We start from the raw sequence: 18,992 nt of genomic DNA, 5'->3' as shown, positions 1-18,992 counted from the left end.
AAAAGGCCATATATAAGTTTAGAAAAACAGGCAGGCAAACAAGGCAGTCAAACGATGTTTCGCATCTTCAAGCTTTTGGTCTTCCTCCTCGTCGTGGGAGGCATCGGACTGGTGGGGTACGCCTATGTAGGCCCGTTTTTCGGGGCCGATTTCTCTGCTCCGCAGGATGAGGTGCGCGTGCCCGTGACGCTGGATGCGAACTAGGCCGCTTGCATACCTCTGGGCGCTGACGACGGCGGGCGCGCTCACCGCGCAGGAAGCCCCGCTTTCGGTGATCGATTGGGTCCAGCAGAACCCGGGCCAGCCCGCCATGACTTCCGTCGCGATGCCAGGGGGCGAGCCGCCGGTGACCTCCTCCGGTGTGGCGCCCGTGGTCGATGTCAAACCGCTGGATGAGGAGGCGCCGCGCATCATCGGGCTGGTGCCGGGCGATGTGACCGGCCTGCCGCAGGACCTTTGGAAGGCGAGCGACCCGGACGCGCTCAGCCGCCAGCTCACCTCGCTACCGGATTTCCGCCTGCCCGCCGCGCAGGCGCTTCTCTTCACCGCCCTGCTGACCGAGGCCGAGGCCCCGGGCCAGGACGCCGAGCAAGAAGACATTTTCACCCTCGCCCGCGTCGCCACTCTGCAACGCTACGGCGCGCTCGATCCAGCACTTGCGCTGATCGAACAGGCCGCTGTCACCCGCGACATGGCGCATTTCAGCGCCTATATGGACCTCGCGCTGCTGACGGGCGAGGAGTGGCTCGCCTGCAATATCCTCGCCGCCCAGCCGCATCTCGCCCCCGGTCTGGCCGCGCGCATCTTCTGCGCCGCGCGGCAGGGCGATTGGGCGACCGCCGCCCTGCTCTTCGACACGGGCCGGGCGCTGGGGCAGATGAGCCCGCCCGAGGTCGCGCTGCTCGACCGGTTCCTGCATCCCGAGGCCTTCGAGGGCGCCCGGCCCCTGCGCCCGGCCCGCGCCATCACGCCGCTGCTCTTCCGCCTGCACGAATCCATTGGCGAGCCGCTGCCTACGCGCGCCCTACCGCGCGCCTATGCGGTGGCTGATCTGCGCGATCTCGCCGGTTGGAAGGCCCAGCTCGAAGCCGCCGAACGGCTCGCCGAGACCGGCGCGCTGCCCGGCAACCGTCTGCTGGGGCTCTATTCCGACCGGCAGCCCGCCGCCTCGGGCGGGGTCTGGGACCGGGTGCGCGCGGTCCAGCAGTTTGACACCGCGCTCGGCACCGGTTCGCCCGCCGCGGTGATCAAGACCCTGCCCGGCGCCTGGGAGGCGATGCAGGAGGCGGGCCTCGAGATCCCCTTCGCCGGGCTCTTCACGCATCGTCTGAGCCGCATCCCGCTGCAAGGCCCCGCGGCCGAGCTGGCAGACACCCTCGCCCTGCTCTCCCCCGATTACGCCGCGGCCGCGCAGGCCTCGGACCGCGCCTTGCTGAAAGCGGTGGCCATCGGGGACCCGACCGGGCTGCCCGCCGACGACACCATCACCCGCGCGATCCGCGACGCTTTTGCACCCGGGGCCGCGCGCACCGACCTCATGGCCCAGGCGCAGACTGGCGCACTTGGCGCGGTGATCCTCGACACGCTGGTCCTGCTGGAAGAGGGTGCTGCGGGCAGCCCCCGCGCACTCACCCAGGCGCTTGGCACCCTGCGCGCGCTCGGCTTTGACGACACCATGCGCCGCGCCAGCCTGCAAATCCTGCTGTTGGAGCGGTTCGGATGAGCGCGCGTGCCAATTGGATCTCCGCATTTCTGGAAGCTCAGGCCGCCGAGCTGGGCGCCGCCCGCAACACGCTGCTGGCCTATGGCCGCGACCTGCAGGATTTTGAGGCCTGGCTGGCCCACCGCGACACCGATTTCGAAGCGGTGCAAAAGGCGGATGTCGAGACCTACCTGATCGACTGTGACAATCAGGGCCTGTCCCGCGCCACCCGCGCGCGGCGGCTGTCGGCGATCAAACAGCTCTACCGCTTCGCTTTCGAGGAAGGCTGGCGCACCGAAAACCCCGCGATCCAGATCGCGGGCCCGGGCCGCGACAAGCGCCTGCCCAAGACCCTCTCCGAGGAGGAGGTTGACCGTCTGCTCGAAGCCGCCCGCGCCTCGGGCCGCTCCAAACGCGACCGCGCGCGCAACACCTGCCTGATGGAGCTGCTCTATGCCACCGGCATGCGCGTCTCCGAACTGGTCAGCCTGCCCGTCAGCGCCGCCCGCGGCGACCCGCGCATGCTGCTCATCCGGGGCAAGGGCGGCAAGGAGCGGATGGTCCCGCTCTCGCCCCCTGCGCGCGAAGCGCTGGCCGACTGGCTGCAGGTACGCGATGCGATGGAAGACACCCGCCGCTCCGAGGGCAAACCCGCCTCCAAGTATCTCTTTGTCTCGCACAGCGCCGCGGGCCACCTCACCCGCCACCGCTTCTACCTGCTGATCAAGGAATTCGCGGTGACCGCAGGCGTCTCGCCCTCCAAGGTGACCCCGCACACGCTGCGCCACGCATTTGCCACGCATCTGCTGGCCAATGGCGCCGATCTGCGCTCGATCCAGACGCTCTTGGGCCACGCCGATGTGGCCACCACCGAGATTTACACACATGTGCTCGAAGCGCGCCTGTCAGAGCTGGTGCTGACCCATCATCCGCTGGCCAAGGACGGCGCGCGCAAATCCTCGGGCAAGATGTCCTCCGACGGCCAGTAGCCGCTCAACAGCCCCGCGTCATAGCCTTGCGTCAACCCCGCCCGCTGCATCTCCGCCGCCGCCGCCTCCGCGTCATAGCGCAGCCGGTGAATGCGCATCTCGCCACCATCGAGCAGCCCGAACCGCGTCTGCTGCCGCCCGTCATGCGGTGGCAGCCCGATCACCCCGGGGTTCAACCACAACCCGCGCTGGGTCTCGCGGATAAAGGCCAGCCCGCAGTGCCCGGCAATCACGTGATCGACCGGGCCGATTTGCTCCTCGATCGCATCCCACTCCTGCGCGAAAACCGCGGCATCGTCATTCGGCCAGACAAACCGCGCCACATCGGTCACACCGCCATGGATCACCGCATAGCGTGCGCCCTGATGGCGAAAGCTCACGATATCCGGACAGGCGCGCATCCAGGCCCGCGCCGCCTCATCCACATGGGCCCGCGCGTAAGGATACCAGCCAAGGCTCAGCATGTCGCAGGTGCTGCCCTCTTCGAAGCCACAGCCGCATTCCAGCGCGCCCGCGCCGATCTGTTTCTCGCAGTTGCCCGCGACCACCGCCGCTCCGCTCTGCCGGATCAGCTCCACACAGATCTGTGGTGCGGCGCCATAGGCGACGATATCCCCCGTGCAGATCAGCTGCCCGCCCGCCAGACCGCGCGTCACCGCCTCGCCCAACAGCGCCCGCGTCGCCTGCGCATTCGAATAAGGCCCGCCAAAGAGCAACACCGGCCCGTTGATCACCCCAAGATCACGCAGCATCCCACTCTCCCGACTTGAATGAGGCAGGTCTCATGCCCATAACCATTGCAATCTCATCGTAAGGTAACATTCCAAATGGAAACGGCGACTGCAACGCTTGATGGCGCATTCTGGCTGACATCGGGCGTGATCATCTTCCTCCTGGTCCTGTCGGGCTTCTTTTCGGGCTCGGAAACTGCGCTCACCGCCGCCTCGCGCGGCAAGCTGCGCGCGCAGGCCGACAAGGGCTCCAAGGGGGCGCAGCGCGCGCTGCGCATCACCGAGGACAACGAACGCCTGATCGGCTCGGTGCTGCTGGGCAACAACCTCGTGAACATTCTCGCGGCCTCTCTGGCCACGGCGATCTTCACCCGCGCCTTCGGTGAAAGCGGTGTGGCGCTGGCAACCCTGGTGATGACCCTGTTGGTGCTGATCTTCGCCGAGGTGCTGCCCAAGACCTATGCGATCACCAATTCCGAGAGCGCCGCCTCCATGGTCTCGGGGCCCATTTCCATTGTGGTGCGGGTCTTTTCCCCCATCGTCGCCGCCGTGCGGTTGCTGGTGCGCGGCGTGCTGCGCGTCTTCGGCGTGAAGATCGACCCCGACAGCAACATCCTCGCCGTGCGCGAGGAGATTGCGGGCGCGCTGCACCTCGGCCACTCCGAAGGCGTGGTGGAAAAGGAAGACCGCGACCGTATCCTCGGCGCGCTCGATCTGGGCGACCGTGTGGTGGAGGAGATCATGCTGCACCGCTCCGGCATCGAGATGATCAACGCCGAGGACGCGCCGCAGGACATCCTCGAACAATGTCTCACCTCCAGCCATACGCGCCTGCCGCTCTACCTCGATGATCAGGAGAACATCATCGGCGTGATCCACGCCAAGGATCTGCTGCGCGCCATGTACAAGATCATCGGCGGCCCGGACGGGGACGCCAGCAAGCTGCGCGACTTCAAGATTACGGACGTGGCGATGGAGCCCTACTTCGTGCCCGAAACCTCCACGCTCGACGAGCAGATGCGCCAGTTCCTGCGCCGCCACACGCATTTTGCGCTGGTCGTGGATGAATACGGCTCGCTGCAAGGGTTGATCACGCTTGAGGACATCCTCGAAGAGATCGTGGGCGAGATCACCGACGAATTCGACCCCGGCGACGATGGGATCGTGACGCCGAGCCCGGATGGCCAGTTCTCCGTCGATGGCGCGATGACGATCCGCGATCTCAACCGCGCCACCGACTGGAACCTGCCCGACGAGGAGGCCAACACCGTCGCCGGCTTGGTGATCCACGAGGCGCAGATGATCCCGACCACGGGCCAGGTCTTCTCCTTCCACGGCTTCCGCTTCGAGGTCATCGCCCGCGACGGCAACCGCATCACCGAGCTGAAAATCCGCCCACTGGCCGACCGCCTCTAGAGACCGTCGGACATGGGTTTTCGCCTTAGGCGGCGCGCGCGGACCCGTTGCCTTCAGTAACGCAGGTCTTGGACAGGGAGGCCGTGGTGGCGCACCCGGCGCCAAGCCACTCTGGCCTGCCCGCGCGCGCCTTAGGGCATATCAGGCCAGATCGATCCACGCTTCCGACGTCGGCGCCACCTCGATGATGGTGTCATCGGTGAAATCACTGATCGTGTCGACGCCAACTTTCGGGGGCACCCACGATATGAAAACGCCGGGATCAGTCGCAGACGGCCCGCTTGTTTCAACGATATCCTCAAGAGTCTCATGATCATAGCTGTCGACCCGGTCCCGGTGCACCGGACCCGCCACGTCGTCATCCTCGGCCATCACCCATTCAAAGGCGTCGGCGGCCGCGCTGTCGTCATCATCGTCGTGTACGACGATATCCGGCAGCCCTTCGCCGTCGGGTGCCGACGGCCCTCCCGGTTCGACGATATCCTCGAGGGTCTCGTGGTCATAGCTGTCGACCCGGTCCCGATGCACCGGCCCCGCCGGGCCTTCATCGCTTGAGACAACCCACTTCAGCCCAATGGCCGCACCGCTGTCATCGTCATCGTCGCGCACCAAGATGTCGCAAAGGCCACCGCCTTCGCGGGATCCGGTCGTGTCGCGCAGCAGCGTGCCGTCCTCATCCGAACTCAGCACCACGGTCTTGAGCGGGGCCATGTCATAGACAACCGCTGGCGTTGGATCAGCCTCGACCCGGGCCATGTCATCACCATCGGTGGTCCTCACGACATTGCCACCCGCGAGATACCAAAGGATGGTGTCAGGAATGTCTACGTCATCATCATCGCTCGCCACTGCGGGTGTGCCGTCAGGCTTGATGGTCGTCACCACATAGTCCCAAGTCTTCTCAACCGGATCGGCCTCGACCTGAAAACCGCTGCTGTCTTCATTCTGCATGGGTCACTCCTTTACTGATTACCGTGACGCGGGCGTCTCGCGCGCGCATGCCTCAGCAGTAACGGAGAACAACACCCCCTGACCAATCGAAGATTCTCACCCGGGATAAGCCGGGTTTGTCAGTTAAAAATTGAGAGAACCACGCGCGGTCTCAGGCCACCTCCCGCTCCTCCAGGATCTCGTCGATCAACCCCCACTCCAGCGCCTCCTCCGGGGTCATGAAGTTGTCCCGGTCCATGCCCGCCTCAAAGGCCTTCGCGCCCTTCTTGCAGTGCTTGGCGTAAAGCTTGATCAGCCGCTCCTTGGTCTTCCGCGTCTCTTCCGCGTGGATCAGGATGTCGGTGGCCTTGCCCTGATACCCGCCCGCGGGCTGGTGGATCATCACATTCGCATTCGGCAGCGCCGCGCGATGCCCCGCCGCCCCCGCCATCAGCAGGAACGAGCCCATCGACCAGGCCGTGCCCATGCAGAGCGTATGCACCGGCGCGCGGATGTATTGCATCGTGTCATACATCGCCAGCCCGCTGCTCACCACACCGCCGGGCGAGTTGATATACATGTGAATGGGCTTGTCCGGATTGTCCGCCTCCAGAAACAGCAGCTGCGCGCAGACCAGTGCTGAAATCTGGTCATTCACCTCCCCGTTCATGAAGATGATCCGCTCGCGCAGCAGACGGGAATAGATGTCGAACGACCGCTCACCGTGGCTCGACTGTTCGACAACCATAGGGACGAGTTGCATGACATCGCGCATCGGCGAAGCTCCTTTTTTACATATTTTCAGTTGGTTAAGGCCTCAGGCTGCCATTTTCAGGCCCCGCCCGTTGGTGTTTGCGACGCTCGGTGGCACCTCGATCATCCGGTGGATTACCCGCAGCCGCGTGCCGCCCTGCTCATTGGGCGTGATCTCGAAACTCACCCGGCTGTCCGGCAAGGGTGCCTGCTCCTTCATGTCATAGCTGATGCGCCCATCGGCCTCGTCCGGCGCCGTGTCGGCCAGATCCTCGCTGGGCAACCATTGTTCCCGAAACTCCGGGATGCTCACCGCGCGGCGCACCTTCTCAGGCGGCGCATCAAGGTCATAATCCTGCACAAGCTCGGTCTCGTCATTCATTGATCCATATCCTTCAGAAGATCGCGCAGCGCGCCAATCCGGGCGGGCCAATAGGCGCGGTATTTGCCAAGCCAGAGCGCGATCTGCGCCAGACCCTCGGGGTTCACCTCATAGTTCACGTAGCGCCCCTGCCGCTCCTCGCGCACCAACCCCGCGCCGCGCAGCACTGACAGATGCTGCGACATCGCCGGCTGGCTGATCGCGATCCCCTCGCGCAGCGCGCTGGCGTTCATCGCCCCCGCCGACAGCTTGTCAAAGATGCGCCGCCGCGTGGGGTCGGCCAGCGCCTTGAAGATATCGTCCTGTTCCATGGAATCACATAAGCACATACTTATGTGATTAGCAAGAGAGCGCAGACTAGAAGATCTACTTCGCCCACTTGGATGTTTCGCCCGGTGGGTACCGCCGGGCAGCGCCTGACCCTCCCCACGGGAGGGCGCTTCTCGCATACCCAGGGTCGGGCGCCGCCCAATTCGAACTGCCCTGTCAGGCTATTGCCATGCGCTCTCAAGCCCGCAGCCGCGCGCCCTCCGGATCAAACGGCGGCGCCTCCAGGATCACCGCCTTGTGCGGCCGGCCCAGCACCATCACCTCCACCGCATCGCCCGGGTCCGCATCCTTTACAAAGCCCAACGCAAGGCTCATGCCCACCGAATAGCCGTAGGCGCCGGAGGTCACGCGCCCGATCCCCTTGCCGTCCTTGAAGATTGGCTCGCCGCCGGTCGCATCCGCATTGGACGCATCGGTCTCGGCGCCATCCAGCGCCAACAGCACCAACCGCTCGCGCGCAGGTTTCGCCAGTGTCTCGGCCACCGCCTCGCTGTTGAGAAACGCCTTCTCCGTCTTGCAGAGCCGGTCGAGCCCCACCTCCTGCGGCCAGTATTCCGGCGAATACTCGCGCGACCACGAGCCATAGCCCTTCTCGATGCGCAACGACATCAACGCCCGGCTGCCCACCGGCCCCGCGCCTACCGCCTTACCCGCTTCAACCAGCACTTCCCACAGCCGCGCCTGGTCCGCTTCATCGCAGTGCAGCTCCCAGCCCAGATCGCCGGTAAAGCTCACCCGCAGCGCCAGTACCTGCACCCCGCCGATCTCGATCCGGCGGCTGGCCATGAAGGGAAAATCCTCCGTCGCCAGAGACGCATTGGACAACCGCTGCAGCATCTCGCGCGAGCGAGGGCCCGCCACGTTGAACCCGCACATAGCCTCCGTCCGGCTCTCGAAGACCGTTCCTTCAGGCAGTGGCACCTCCTTGAAGAACCGCTGGTGATAGCGCTCGGCCATGCCAGACCCGATCACCCAGAATTCGTCTTCACCCGTCCGGGTGACGGTGAAATCGCCCGCGATCCCGCCACGCTTGCCGATCAGCGGAGTGAGACACGACCGCCCCACGGCCTGCGGCATCCGGTTGGCAAAGAGGGCGTTCAGCCAGCCCTCCGCCCCCGGCCCGGCACAGCGGTACTTCGCGAAATTCGAGATATCGATGATCCCGGCCCGCTCCCGCAGCATCCGGCACTCCGTGCCCACCGGCTCAAACCAGTTCTGCCGCGTGAACCCTTCCGTCTCTGTCTGCCCGGGCTCCGAACCATACCACAGCGGATGTTCCCAGCCATAGTTCAGCCCAAAGACCGCGCCCGCCGCCTTCTGTGCCTCATACACCAGACGGGTGCGTACGGGCCGCCCCGCCGCGCGCTCTTCGCCCGGGAAGTGGATCTTGAACCGGTTTGCATATTGATCGCCCACGCGCGCCTTGGCAAAGGCCGCATCCGCCCACTCCCCAAACCGCGCCACATCCCAGGCGAACATGTCGTACCGCGTCTCGCCGGTGACGATCCAGTCGGCGGCCAGCAGCCCCATGCCCCCCGATTGCGAAAACCCCGGGATGATCCCGTTGCAGCAGAAGTAATTCTTGAGCTCCGGCACCGGCCCGAAGAGCACATTCGAATCCGGCGACCAGATCATCGGCCCGTTGATCACCCGCTTGATGCCGGCCTCTCCAACGGCAGGCACCCGCGCGATGGCCCGCAGCATGTTCTCCTCGATCCGCTCCAGATCGTCGGCAAAAAGCTCATGCCCAAACCCCTGCGGCGTGCCCTGCTCGGCCCAGAAGCGCACGTCCTTCTCATAGGCGCCGACCAGCAAGCCCTTGCCCTCTTGCCGCAGGTAATACTCGCCATCCCGGTCCGCGACTGAGGGCAAGCGCCGGTCGAGCGCGTCGATCTCGGCAATGGTCTCGGTCACGAAATACTGATGCTCCGTTGGCTGCAACGGCAGCGTCACCCCCGCCAATGCCGCCACCTCGCGCCCCCAGAGTCCGGCGGCATTCACCACCCAGTCGGTCGCAATGTCCCCTTTCGGCGTGCGCACGATCCAGCTGCCATCCGCCTGTTGTTCGGTTGCCGTCACCGGGCAGAACCGGATGATCTCCGCCCCGTTCTGCCGCGCGCCCGCCGCGTAAGCATTGGTCACGCCCGACGGGTCCACATTGCCGCCATCGGGCTCCCACATGATGCAGCGAATGCCATCATAATCGACCAGCGGATGCAGCCGCTCCGCCTCGTCGCGGGACACCTCGTGGAAGTTCATGCCGTAGAGCTTGGCCTTTGCCGCCTGCAGCCGCAGCTGGTGCTCCCGCGCCTCGGTCTGCGCCAGATAAAGTGAGCCGGGCTGGAACACGCCACAGCTCTGCCCCGTCTCGGCCTCCAGATCGTTGTACAGAGTCATCGTGTAATGCTGGATGCGGCTGATATTGGTGCTGTCGTGCAGCCCGTGAATATTCGCCGCCGCATGCCACGTCGACCCGGATGTCAGCTCATCGCGCTCCAGCAGCACCACGTCCCGCCACCCCAGCTTGGTCAGATGATAGAGGATCGAGCAGCCAATCACGCCGCCTCCGATGACAACGGCCTGGGCATGGGTGCGCATGAGATGGGTCCTTTGGTGCCTCAACTGCCGCCCACCCTGCCGCAGCCCGCTGCCCCCGGATTGCGCAGCCGCGACATATTTCGTCGCGCGCGGACAAGGTCGGATCATCACGCGGACAGCTCTACGCGGTGTCATCGCTGTGACGCCTGAATGACGCGCGGTCTGCCGCGCCGCATGACCTGTGGCGCCGTCGGAGAAACCCCGCCCAAAGTCCGCGCCCGGCATTCAAGCACAGGCACGCGTGACTATATTCTGATGGCTCCCCATACAGGAAAGGACCACGCCATGGCCCCCGCTCTCACCCGCATGAATCCCGAAACGCTCCCGGATGCCAGCAAGATCGGCTACGCGCAAATCTCCATCGTGCCCCCCGGACCGCTGGCCTTCGTCTCAGGCCAGGTGGCCTGGCCCGAAGACGGTAGCACGGCCCCGGCTTCGCTCGCGGAACAGACCGCCGGTGTCATCAGACATTTGCAAGCTGCCCTCGACGCGCTCGCCGCGACCCCACAAGACATCGCGCAGATGCGCATCTACATGACCGAGCTGACCTCCGAAACGCAGGAGATCGCGATGACACAGATCCTCAGGTTTCTGGACGGCGCCCAGCCCAGCCTGACCGGTGTCGGCGTCACCGCGCTGGCGGGCGCTGATCTGCACATCGAAATCGAGATGGTTGTCCGGGTGCCCGACTGAGCATCCGCGAAAGGCGGCGGCTAAATCGGGATCATCTCCGCCAGCTTCAGCCGCTGGATCTTGCCCGAGGGCCCCTTCGGCAGCTCATCGAGGAAATGCACCACATCCGGCGATTTGAACCGCCCCAGCCGGGTCTCGCAGATCTCGATCAGCATCGCCGCACTCAGGTCCGAGCCGTCGCGCACCCGCACGGCGGCCTCGACCCGCTCGCCATAGCTGCCACAGGGCCGCGCGAAGGCTGCCGCCTCGATCACATCGGGGTGCGCGTAAAGCGCCTCGTCCACCTCGCGCGGCGCGATATTCTCGCCGCCCTTGATGATCAGCTCCTTCAGCCGCCCCGTCACGAAGACATAGCCATCCGCATCCATCCGCCCCAGATCGCCCGTCCGCAGCCACCCGTCGCGAAACGTGGCCGCCGTTGCCTCGGGGTTCTTGAGATACTCCAACAGCACATTCGGCCCGCGCACGACAATCTCGCCCTCGCGCCCGCACGGCACACTGCCCCCGTCCTGATCCTGGATATCGACGGCGCAGCCAAAGGCCACACCGGGCGAGCCGATCTTGCGCGGTCGCGGCGGCAGCGGGTTCGACAGGATCTGCGCCGCGGTCTCGGTCAGCCCCATGGTCTCGATGATCGGCACCGAAAACCGCGCCTCGAAGGCCGCCTGCGTCTCCACCGCCAGCGCCGAGGAGGCCGAGCGCCCGAAGCGCAGCCGTGCGGCGCAGGCCGCCGTCGGCGTGGCCTCCCCATGCAGCAGATGCGAAATGATCGTCGGCACCACCGAGAACCAGGTGACCGCACCTTGCTCTGCCTGCACCCAGAAGCCCGAGGCCGAGAAGCGCGACACCATCGCCAGCGATCCGCCCGAGACCAGGCCGCCCATCACCGTCACGCAAAGCCCGTTGATGTGATAGATCGGCAGCACGCAGAACCCGCGATCCTCCGGCCCCAGATTATGCGCAATCGCCGTGGTCCAGCCCCCCGCCAGCAGGCTCGCATGGGTGTGCACAACACCCTTGGGCCGCCCGGTGGTGCCCGAGGTATACATCAGCAGCGCGTGATCCTCCGGCACCAGATCACAGAGCACCGCCTCCCCCTCCAGGTCCAACGCGACGGGCGCGACCCCACTGGCGTTCGCCGCATCAAACAGCGCTTGACAGTCCGCATGCACGTAAGCGAACCGCGCCTCCGAATGCGCCAGCGCATAGCCAATCGCCTCCTGCCCGGCGGCCAGGTTGATCATCGTCGCGCGGAACCCGCCATAAAGCGCGGCAAAAAGCGCCGTGATGCTCTCCGCCCCATTCGGGGCGACCACCGCAAAGCTCTCTCCTTTCGCGAGCCCCCGCGCCGTCAACCCAAGCGCCAGCTCGCGCGCCGCATCGCGCAGCTCCACCCACCCCATGGCCGCCCCGGTCTCCGGAAACACCACCGCCGTGCCACCGGCTGCGGCCCGCGCCTCCAGCCAGTCGCGCACCGTGCCCTCCGGCGGCCTGTCCCGGTCCAGTTTCACCGACCGGCCTCTTGCCAATAGCTGCCGAAAACCTCCTCCAGCGACGGCTCGCGCGCCGGGATTTCCCGCACCACCTTGGTGCTCTGCAGGAAATGCCGCCAGTGCAGGTTCTCATGGGTCGCATTGCCACCCCAGGCCCCGCAGCCCATGCTCAGTGAAAACGGCATCCCATTGGTGAACGCCCCGCCGGTCGCAAAAGTATGCGCCTGGTTCACGATCACCCGGCTCGTCGGCATCACCTGCGCCAGATGCAGCGCCCGGGCATCCTCGCCCGTATGAATCCCCACCGAATGCCCCGCCCCCTGATGGCGCTGCACCGCCTGCGTGACCGCCACCGCCTCCTCGAAATCCGCCGCCCGATAGAGCGCCAAGACTCGGCTCAACTTCTCCCCACTCAAGGGATGCTCCGGCCCGATGCCCGTGGTTGGCACGGCAATATACTCCGTGCCCTCCGGCACCTGCCCCTCCAGCCCAAGTGCGGCAATCATCGGCGCCGCATCCTGCGCAATCACCGCGCGGTTCAGATGCCCCCCGGGCCAGAGCCGCGCGACAATCCCCGCTTCATCGTCCACCAGGGCCCCACCGGCCTGCGCCATCGCCGCGACAAACCCGTCATAGACCGCGTCCACCACCACAACCGCATTCTCCGAGGAACAGGAGGTCGCATTGTCGAAACACTTCGAGGCGCGGATCTTCTCCGCAGCCGCCGCCAGATCCGCCGTCTCATCGACGATCACCGTGACATTCCCAGCGCCCACGGCCACCGCGGGCGTCCCGCAGGTCTGCGCGCGCATCACATTGTTCTGACTGCCGGTGGCAATCACGGTGTCGCAGGCTTCCATCAGCCGCTGCGTCTTCTCCTTCGAGCCGGGTGCAGGCACCATCTGCACCAGATCCGGGTCCTCCCCGATCTTGGCAAACTCCACATGAATGAACGCGATCAGCCGCGCGCAAGAGGCCACCCCCTTCGGCGAGGGCGCGACCACAATCGCATTGCCGCATTTCAGCGCATTGATGATGTTGTTCGCAGGCGTCGCCGCCGGGTTGGTCGAGGGCACAATCGCCCCGATCACGCCCAGTGGCCGCGCCACCTCGGTGATGCCCGTCTCCGGGTCATCGCTGATCACCCCGAAGGTCCGGACGCCTGCGATGTCGCGCAAGAGGCCCAGCGTCTTGCGATGGTTCTTGGTGATCTTGTCGGCCACATTGCCCAGCCCCGTCGTCTCCACCGCGAGTTCCGCAAGCTCCCGGTTCCGCCCCGGCTCCATGATCGCCCAGCCAGCCGCCTGCGCCGCCCGATCATACCGCGCCTGGCTGCCACCTGTCGCAAAACGCACCTGCGCGGCGCGCGCCCGCGCGATCACCGCATCAAGCTCCACAATCGGGTCAAGAGAGATCATGCGCCTTCATCCTTCCAGAAATACTCCGGGGAGGGTGCGGGAGGGGCAGCGCCCCTCCCGCGGGTCGCCGCCAAAGGCGGCGAAACCCCTCGCTCACAACCCGGCCAACAGCTCCTTCAACGTCTCTTCCCGCGCGGCCCACATCTCCAGCACCTCATCCCGGGTCATCACATGCATGGGCGAGCCGCCCGCCTTCATCTTGCCTTCTACGCGGCCATTGCGGAACATCTCCGGCACGGTGGCAGCCAGCTTGTCGATGATGGGCTGCGGCGTGCCTTTGGGCACCATCACCCCGCGGAAGTTCACGCTCGCATTGTCGATGTCAAAACCCTGCTCCTGCATCGTCGGCACATCGGGCAGGAACGCATTTCGCTCCAGATCAAAGACGCCGAGGATCTTCACATTGCCCGCTTCCTGCGCCCGGAACGCGTCCGAGAGGTTGTTCACACCCCCGAGCACTTCGCCCGCAATCACCGCCTTCATGGCCCCGGCCCCGCCTTTGTTGTTGGGGATATAGGCCAGCTTCACGCCCGCCGCCTTCTCCAGCTGCAAGGCCGCAATGTGATGCCCCACGAAGAGCCCCGCGCCCGAAAACGTCAGCTTGCCCGGGTTCTCCTTGGCGTAGTTTACAACATCTTCCATCGAGCCAAATTCACTGTCCGCCCCGACAACGAAGACCGCCGGATCCGCCCCCCAGTTTGCAATCGGCTCGAAACTGTCGGCGGAATACTCCACCCCGCCCTCGATCGACTGCGCGATGAAATGCGGAATGTTGTAGGCCCCCAACGTATAGCCATCAGCCTCGGCCTGCGTCGCAAACCAGTTCCAGCCCACACGGCCCCCGGCGCCCGGCTTGTTGATGATGGCAATGGGCATCCCCAGCGCATCCTCATTGCCCGCCGTCATGGTCACGATGCGCGCCTGAAAATCCGTGGCGCCACCGGCACCATAGCTCACCATCATCATGATGGGCCGCTCCGGATAGGCCTCCTCCGCCACCACAGGGCCCGCACAGGTCATCGCAGCCAGTCCGGCCGCTGCAAGTATCTTCTTCATCATGTCTCTCCTCCCAAAGATTGCTCTGCCGCTTAGGCGGTTCAGAAAAGGATCTCTCGCGGTGTGAAGACGCCCAGAAGCGCCGCGAAAAGACCGTACATGACGGCAAGAAACCCCGCCGTCACAAGCCCACGTTTGATCCAGCTCTTCACCTCCCCATGCGGGGCCGGATCATAGAGCGAGACCAGAATGAAAAAGGCCGCCGTCGAGGCGGTATAGAACCCCAGCCCCTCCGCCGCCCAATAGACAAAGACCAGCGCCACAATGAGCCCCGGCAGGATGTTCAACATCGCCGCGCGGTCGAGCCCGTTGCCCACCTTCGTGCGCCCCAGCACCGCCTTGCCAAAGGTCCAGAGTGCGAGCACCAGGAAGACCGTCGAGATGATCCGCGGAAAGAGAAACGCCGCTGCGGGCTCCTGCGTGTAGCTCAGATAGGCCACCGCGATCCCGACCCCGGCCACACACCCGCTCGCAATGATATGCTGGCTGCGCGGCAAATCCGTCATGACAACGCCTCCTCTTTCTTCACTGCATCATCCTTGGTGGTATACCGCCGGTTGCGCAGCTCCATCCACGCCGAATAGGCGATGGACGCCACCACCGCGCCGATCAACGCCAGGTTTAGCGCCCCGGTGAAGAAATACGCCCCCACGCTCGAGGTGGCATTGGCGATCATGCTGCCTTGGATGAAATTCGCCTCCGCAATCGGCCCCAGGATCAGCCCCAGCACCAGCGGGGCCGCCGAAAACCCGAACCGCTCGAGGAAATACATCCCCGTCCCCAGCGCCATCATCACATAGACGTCGCCCATGGAATTCTGCACCGAATAGCTGCCAAAGACCGCAAGCCCCAGCACCACGGCAGCCATCACCGCATTGGGCACCTGCGCCACCCGCGCCGCCAGCCCGGCAACGTAAAGCCCGAAAAGGCACATCAGGATCTGCCCGATCAGCATCGAATTGATGAAGGTCCAGGCCACCTGCGGGTGATTGTCGAAAAGATCGCTGCCGGGGAAAATCCCGTGGATCAGCAACCCGCCCAGCAGCACCGCCGCCGTGGGCGAACCGGGGATCGACAGGGTCAGCAGCGGCACCAGCGACGGCCCCACCATCGCATTATTCGCACTCTCCGCCGCAATCACCCCTTCGCTGTGCCCGGTGCCGAACTTGTCGCGCTCCGGGCTCAGCTTCTTAGACTGATCATAAGCCACCAGCCCCGCGATCTGCCCGCCCACGCCCGGAATGAGCCCGATCACCGACCCCGTGAGCGTCCCGATGGACAGCGCCCGCCCGCGCCGCGCCACCTCGCGCACCGCCTGGCCAATCGGATGCCGCTGCACCGTCATCACCTCCGCATCCAGCCGCTGCCGCCCCTTGGCAAACATCGTGATCACCTGCGGGATCGCAAAGAGCCCGATCAGCGCCGGGATCACATTGATCCCGCCCGAGACGGCAGGGTGAAAGATAAACCGCTGCGCCCCCATGATGTCGTCAAACCCGATCGTCGCCAGCCACAGCCCGATGCACCCCGCCAGCAACCCCTTCACCACCGAACTGGAGTCAAGCGACCCGATCACCGTGACCCCGAGGATCGCCAGCCAGAAGAGATGCGACGGCCCGAAGGCCAGCGCCCATTGCGCCAGGACCGGCGTGAGGAAAATAAGCAGCAGCACCCCGAACACACCGCCCACCGCCGAGGCGAGAAACGACAGCTGCAGCGCCCGCGCGCCCTGCCCCTTGCGCGCCATCGTGTGGCCATCCAGCGTCGTCGCGATATTCGCAGGCGCCCCGGGAATCTTCAGCAGGATCGCACTCACCGCACCGCCCGCCACAGTGGAGGTATACGCCGCCCCCAGCAGAATGAGCCCCTGCGCCGGATCCAGCCGGAAGGTAAACGGGATGAGCAGCGCCACCGCCATCGTCGGCGACAGCCCCGGCGTCGCCCCCAGGATCAGCCCGCCAATCGTCCCGAGCAGCAACAGCCCGAAATTGATCGGCGTGAACACGTCGCCCATGTAGGCCAGAAATTCCAACGCGACCTCCCGCTCGCTCATTGGCTTGACTGGTAAGCCTAGGTGATGAAAATAGTTTTGCAAATGTTTTCATTCTTCTATGAAGAGCGTCCCGCAAAGTATTCTTATGAGTGAGAAAAAAGCCGATATCATCGCCGTTGCCAAGGCCGCCCGGGTCTCACCCTCCACGGTCTCGCGCAGCTTCAATCACCCCGATCTCGTGAAGCCCGCGACTCGCAAAAAGATCGACGCCGCCGTGCGCCGCCTCGGCTATATCCGCAACCGCGCCGCCCAGACGATCCACGGCATCCGCAGCGGCACGGTGGGCCTCATCGTGCCCACCATCGACCACGCGATCTTTGCCGAACTCGTGCAGAGCTTCTCCGACGCCATCGAAGAGCTGGGCTTCACGATCCTGCTCGCCTCCCACGGCTATGATCTGCAGCGCGAATACCAGCTCACCCGCAAGATGCTCGAACACCGGGTCGACGGGATGGCGCTCATCGGCATCGAACACGAGGCCGAAACCACCGATCTGCTCAAACGCCAGGGCATCCCCTCCGTGCTGCTGTGGAACCATGCTGAGGACGCCGCGTTTCCCTGCATCGGCGCCGACAATCTGGAGGCGGGCCGCCTCGTCGGCACCCATATCGGCGCGCTGGGGCACCGCCGCGTCGCAGCCCTCTTCCCCCCGCTCGCGGGTAACGATCGCGCGGCCAGGCGGCTCGACGGTGTGCAATCCGCGCTCGCCGCGCAGGGCGTGACCATCCCCGAGGCGCTGCAGATCGAGGCGCCCTACAGCGTCAGCGCCGCCAAGGACGCGACGCTGTATCTGATGTCGCTCGAGACCGCGCCCACGGCCCTCATTTGCGGCAACGACGTGCTTGCCTGGGGCGCCGCCCACGCCCTCTCCCGCCTGCGGATCGCGGTGCCGGGCGAGGTCTCGCTCACCGGGATCGGCGACTTTAAGGGCTCACGCGATTTCGAGCCTGCGCTCACCACCGTGCGCATTCCCGCGCGGCAGATCGGCGCCCGTGCCGCCGCGCTCATCGCGCAGAGCATCACCGAGCCGGGCATCGCCGTCACCGGCGAGCGTGTCATCCCCGAGCTGATGATCCGCGACACCACCGCTGGCCCCTAACACCGACGCACGACCCCGCATTGACATCGCGCTTATCATGGATAAGAAATATCCATGATTCGAATGGAGCGCCCGAATGAAACTCAGTGACGGCATTGAACAGGCCCTGCATTGCGCCACGCTGTTGGCCGCGTTGCCCGAGGGCGGCCTGCTGTCAGCGAAGGCCATGGCCGATTTCCACGGGGTCTCGACGAGCTACCTGCTGAAGCACCTCCAAGCCCTCTCCAAGGCGGGGCTGCTCAACACCGAGCCGGGCCCCCGCGGCGGCTACCGCCTCGCGCGGCGGCCTGATCAGATCACCCTGCTCGACGTGGTGCTCGCCGTTGAAGGGCCCGAGCCCGCCTTCCGCTGCAAGGAAATCCGCCAGAACGGGCCCGACCCGCTGCCCGCCTCGGCGTTCAAGGCCCCCTGCCAGATCAACGCCGCCATGCTGCGGGCCGAGCGCGCCTATCGTGCCGAGCTGCGCGGCGTGACCCTCGCCGACCTTCTGGCCGACCTCGCCAAGGCCGATACCGAAGGCACCATCGCCGCCCGCGGCTGCGCCTTCTTCGACACCCATATGCGCCATCCCAAACCCTGAAAGGACCAAAGCGATGACCCAACGCCTCGATTACATGACCGCCGCCCCCGACGCCGTGAAAGCCGTCTACGGGCTCGAACACTACGTGACCGGCGCGGCCGGGCTCGAGCCGCGCCTGCTGCACCTGCTGAAGCTGCGCGCCTCGCTGATCAACGGCTGCGCCTATTGCGTCGACATGCACACCAAGGAGGCCCGCAAGGACCAGCTCTCCGAGCAATGGATCGCGCTCGTCGGTGTCTGGGAAGAAGCCGCCGTCTACACCCCGCGCGAACGCGCCCTGCTCGCCTGGACCGATGCGCTGACCAATGTCGCGCAGACGGGCGCGCCCGATGCGGCCTATGAGGCGATGCGCGCGCACTTCACGGATGCCGAGGTCACCAACTACAGCGTGGCGATCTGCACCATCAACACCTGGAACCGACTCGCCGTCGGCTTCCGGATGCAGCACCCTCTGGATCGCGCCGCCTGATCCCCGCGCGCGCCGGTCACGCTTTGGCAAGGAACCGGCGCGCGCGCTCTGTTAACCCCGCCAAGACCGACGCGCGCACCGACAAAATACCGACGTTATACCGACGTGATACCGACGCGGGTTTTGCCATATGAGGCTGCATTAACAGGTGAGTCGCGTGCCTCACCGTCGGCCCACGCCAAACCCGTTGCGCGCCCGACCCGTTAACCTTTTGCACCGCTCTCCGAAACCGGCAAAATCTGTCGTTTCTGAAACAGCCCCTTCGCCTGGAGATTCTGACAGTGCCCGCAGCAACCCAGC

The 18,992-nt window shown here is 65.5% G+C and carries 19 protein-coding genes; 8 read left to right on the top strand and 11 right to left on the bottom strand.

The window, feature by feature from the left end; all coding sequences use genetic code 11:
* Window positions 1–54 precede the first annotated feature (54 nt).
* From ACVC7O_RS10710 to ACVC7O_RS10700, 3 genes are read left to right on the top strand one after another with little or no spacing between them, the layout of a single operon-like run.
* Entirely contained in the window at window positions 55–204 is a 150-nt protein-coding gene (locus ACVC7O_RS10710; RefSeq protein WP_458322130.1) for a hypothetical protein, read from the top strand.
* Window positions 194–1,723 (top strand): hypothetical protein, encoded by a 1,530-nt coding sequence (locus tag ACVC7O_RS10705; RefSeq protein WP_458322129.1) that lies wholly within the window; start codon window positions 194–196, stop codon window positions 1,721–1,723. The genes ACVC7O_RS10710 and ACVC7O_RS10705 overlap by 11 nt, the downstream gene beginning before the upstream one ends.
* Window positions 1,720–2,691 (top strand): site-specific tyrosine recombinase XerD, encoded by a 972-nt coding sequence (locus ACVC7O_RS10700; protein ID WP_458322128.1) that lies wholly within the window; start codon window positions 1,720–1,722, stop codon window positions 2,689–2,691. The genes ACVC7O_RS10705 and ACVC7O_RS10700 overlap by 4 nt, the downstream gene beginning before the upstream one ends.
* On the opposite strand, the gene ACVC7O_RS10695 is transcribed toward ACVC7O_RS10700, so the two are convergent.
* Window positions 2,628–3,443, bottom strand: coding sequence for a metallophosphoesterase family protein (locus ACVC7O_RS10695; protein ID WP_458322127.1), 816 nt, complete (start codon window positions 3,441–3,443; stop codon window positions 2,628–2,630). The two genes, ACVC7O_RS10700 and ACVC7O_RS10695, sit on opposite strands and share 64 nt — an antisense overlap.
* A gap of 75 nt (window positions 3,444–3,518) precedes the next feature.
* Here ACVC7O_RS10695 and ACVC7O_RS10690 point away from each other — a divergent pair, with 75 nt between their 5' ends.
* Window positions 3,519–4,838 carry an HlyC/CorC family transporter gene (locus tag ACVC7O_RS10690; RefSeq protein ID WP_458322126.1) on the top strand — a complete coding sequence of 440 codons (1,320 nt, stop codon included), beginning with the start codon at window positions 3,519–3,521 and terminating at the stop codon, window positions 4,836–4,838.
* 141 nt (window positions 4,839–4,979) lie between these two features.
* Here ACVC7O_RS10690 and ACVC7O_RS10685 read toward each other — a convergent pair whose 3' ends face one another.
* The 5 genes from ACVC7O_RS10685 to ACVC7O_RS10665 form a co-directional block, all read right to left on the bottom strand.
* Entirely contained in the window at window positions 4,980–5,789 is an 810-nt protein-coding gene (locus ACVC7O_RS10685) for a hypothetical protein (RefSeq protein WP_458322125.1), read from the bottom strand.
* Window positions 5,790–5,940: 151 nt separating this feature from the next.
* On the bottom strand, window positions 5,941–6,543 hold the full coding sequence (locus ACVC7O_RS10680; RefSeq protein ID WP_458322124.1) for an ATP-dependent Clp protease proteolytic subunit: 603 nt from the start codon (window positions 6,541–6,543) through the stop codon (window positions 5,941–5,943).
* A 42-nt stretch (window positions 6,544–6,585) separates the two neighbouring features.
* Complete coding sequence (locus ACVC7O_RS10675; RefSeq protein ID WP_458322123.1) at window positions 6,586–6,903, bottom strand: SRPBCC family protein; 318 nt, start codon at window positions 6,901–6,903, stop codon at window positions 6,586–6,588.
* The gene (locus ACVC7O_RS10670; RefSeq protein ID WP_458322122.1) at window positions 6,900–7,214 is read right to left on the bottom strand and encodes an ArsR/SmtB family transcription factor; all 315 of its coding nucleotides are present in this window, start codon (window positions 7,212–7,214) and stop codon (window positions 6,900–6,902) included. Before ACVC7O_RS10670 ends, ACVC7O_RS10675 begins: the two co-directional genes overlap by 4 nt.
* Window positions 7,215–7,410: 196 nt before the next feature.
* Window positions 7,411–9,831 (bottom strand): GcvT family protein, encoded by a 2,421-nt coding sequence (locus ACVC7O_RS10665; RefSeq protein ID WP_458322121.1) that lies wholly within the window; start codon window positions 9,829–9,831, stop codon window positions 7,411–7,413.
* Between the two features lie 285 nt (window positions 9,832–10,116).
* Here ACVC7O_RS10665 and ACVC7O_RS10660 point away from each other — a divergent pair, with 285 nt between their 5' ends.
* The gene (locus ACVC7O_RS10660; protein ID WP_458322120.1) at window positions 10,117–10,524 is read left to right on the top strand and encodes a RidA family protein; all 408 of its coding nucleotides are present in this window, start codon (window positions 10,117–10,119) and stop codon (window positions 10,522–10,524) included.
* Between the two features lie 20 nt (window positions 10,525–10,544).
* Here the strand turns inward: ACVC7O_RS10660 and ACVC7O_RS10655 are convergent, their stop codons facing one another.
* The 5 genes from ACVC7O_RS10655 to ACVC7O_RS10635 all read right to left on the bottom strand — a co-directional run bounded on the left by ACVC7O_RS10655 (window position 10,545) and on the right by ACVC7O_RS10635 (window position 16,544).
* Window positions 10,545–12,035, bottom strand: a complete 1,491-nt coding sequence (locus ACVC7O_RS10655) for an AMP-binding protein (RefSeq protein ID WP_458322119.1) — start codon at window positions 12,033–12,035, stop codon at window positions 10,545–10,547.
* The gene (gene sauS, locus ACVC7O_RS10650; protein WP_458322118.1) at window positions 12,032–13,435 is read right to left on the bottom strand and encodes an acylating sulfoacetaldehyde dehydrogenase; all 1,404 of its coding nucleotides are present in this window, start codon (window positions 13,433–13,435) and stop codon (window positions 12,032–12,034) included. Before sauS ends, ACVC7O_RS10655 begins: the two co-directional genes overlap by 4 nt.
* Before the next feature lie 93 nt (window positions 13,436–13,528).
* A complete protein-coding gene (locus tag ACVC7O_RS10645; protein ID WP_458322117.1) occupies window positions 13,529–14,491 on the bottom strand; it encodes a Bug family tripartite tricarboxylate transporter substrate binding protein in 963 nt (320 codons plus the stop codon).
* A gap of 41 nt (window positions 14,492–14,532) precedes the next feature.
* Window positions 14,533–14,997 carry a tripartite tricarboxylate transporter TctB family protein gene (locus ACVC7O_RS10640; RefSeq protein WP_458322116.1) on the bottom strand — a complete coding sequence of 155 codons (465 nt, stop codon included), beginning with the start codon at window positions 14,995–14,997 and terminating at the stop codon, window positions 14,533–14,535.
* Window positions 14,994–16,544 carry a tripartite tricarboxylate transporter permease gene (locus ACVC7O_RS10635; protein WP_458322115.1) on the bottom strand — a complete coding sequence of 517 codons (1,551 nt, stop codon included), beginning with the start codon at window positions 16,542–16,544 and terminating at the stop codon, window positions 14,994–14,996. The genes ACVC7O_RS10640 and ACVC7O_RS10635 overlap by 4 nt, the downstream gene beginning before the upstream one ends.
* 85 nt (window positions 16,545–16,629) lie before the next feature.
* On the opposite strand from ACVC7O_RS10635, the gene ACVC7O_RS10630 reads away from it, so the two are divergent.
* From ACVC7O_RS10630 to ACVC7O_RS10620, 3 genes are all read left to right on the top strand, one after another.
* A complete protein-coding gene (locus ACVC7O_RS10630; RefSeq protein WP_458322114.1) occupies window positions 16,630–17,643 on the top strand; it encodes a LacI family DNA-binding transcriptional regulator in 1,014 nt (337 codons plus the stop codon).
* 76 nt (window positions 17,644–17,719) lie between these two features.
* A complete protein-coding gene (locus ACVC7O_RS10625; protein ID WP_458322113.1) occupies window positions 17,720–18,223 on the top strand; it encodes an RrF2 family transcriptional regulator in 504 nt (167 codons plus the stop codon).
* 13 nt (window positions 18,224–18,236) lie between these two features.
* Window positions 18,237–18,692 (top strand): carboxymuconolactone decarboxylase family protein, encoded by a 456-nt coding sequence (locus tag ACVC7O_RS10620; protein WP_458322112.1) that lies wholly within the window; start codon window positions 18,237–18,239, stop codon window positions 18,690–18,692.
* Window positions 18,693–18,992: the final 300 nt, after the last annotated feature.

Source organism: Roseobacter cerffii, assembly GCF_054226325.1.
This window is presented reverse-complemented; position numbering and strand designations above follow the sequence as displayed.

Coding starts and splice junctions, on each gene's coding strand:
- ACVC7O_RS10710 (WP_458322130.1), top strand. CDS start 55: ATGTTTCGCATCTTCAAGCTTTTGGTCTTCCTCCTCGTCGTGGGAGGC.
- ACVC7O_RS10705 (WP_458322129.1), top strand. CDS start 194: ATGCGAACTAGGCCGCTTGCATACCTCTGGGCGCTGACGACGGCGGGC.
- ACVC7O_RS10700 (WP_458322128.1), top strand. CDS start 1,720: ATGAGCGCGCGTGCCAATTGGATCTCCGCATTTCTGGAAGCTCAGGCC.
- ACVC7O_RS10695 (WP_458322127.1), bottom strand. CDS start 3,443: ATGCTGCGTGATCTTGGGGTGATCAACGGGCCGGTGTTGCTCTTTGGC.
- ACVC7O_RS10690 (WP_458322126.1), top strand. CDS start 3,519: ATGGAAACGGCGACTGCAACGCTTGATGGCGCATTCTGGCTGACATCG.
- ACVC7O_RS10685 (WP_458322125.1), bottom strand. CDS start 5,789: ATGCAGAATGAAGACAGCAGCGGTTTTCAGGTCGAGGCCGATCCGGTT.
- ACVC7O_RS10680 (WP_458322124.1), bottom strand. CDS start 6,543: ATGCGCGATGTCATGCAACTCGTCCCTATGGTTGTCGAACAGTCGAGC.
- ACVC7O_RS10675 (WP_458322123.1), bottom strand. CDS start 6,903: ATGAATGACGAGACCGAGCTTGTGCAGGATTATGACCTTGATGCGCCG.
- ACVC7O_RS10670 (WP_458322122.1), bottom strand. CDS start 7,214: ATGGAACAGGACGATATCTTCAAGGCGCTGGCCGACCCCACGCGGCGG.
- ACVC7O_RS10665 (WP_458322121.1), bottom strand. CDS start 9,831: ATGCGCACCCATGCCCAGGCCGTTGTCATCGGAGGCGGCGTGATTGGC.
- ACVC7O_RS10660 (WP_458322120.1), top strand. CDS start 10,117: ATGGCCCCCGCTCTCACCCGCATGAATCCCGAAACGCTCCCGGATGCC.
- sauS (WP_458322118.1), bottom strand. CDS start 13,435: ATGATCTCTCTTGACCCGATTGTGGAGCTTGATGCGGTGATCGCGCGG.
- ACVC7O_RS10645 (WP_458322117.1), bottom strand. CDS start 14,491: ATGAAGAAGATACTTGCAGCGGCCGGACTGGCTGCGATGACCTGTGCG.
- ACVC7O_RS10640 (WP_458322116.1), bottom strand. CDS start 14,997: ATGACGGATTTGCCGCGCAGCCAGCATATCATTGCGAGCGGGTGTGTG.
- ACVC7O_RS10635 (WP_458322115.1), bottom strand. CDS start 16,544: ATGAGCGAGCGGGAGGTCGCGTTGGAATTTCTGGCCTACATGGGCGAC.
- ACVC7O_RS10630 (WP_458322114.1), top strand. CDS start 16,630: ATGAGTGAGAAAAAAGCCGATATCATCGCCGTTGCCAAGGCCGCCCGG.
- ACVC7O_RS10625 (WP_458322113.1), top strand. CDS start 17,720: ATGAAACTCAGTGACGGCATTGAACAGGCCCTGCATTGCGCCACGCTG.
- ACVC7O_RS10620 (WP_458322112.1), top strand. CDS start 18,237: ATGACCCAACGCCTCGATTACATGACCGCCGCCCCCGACGCCGTGAAA.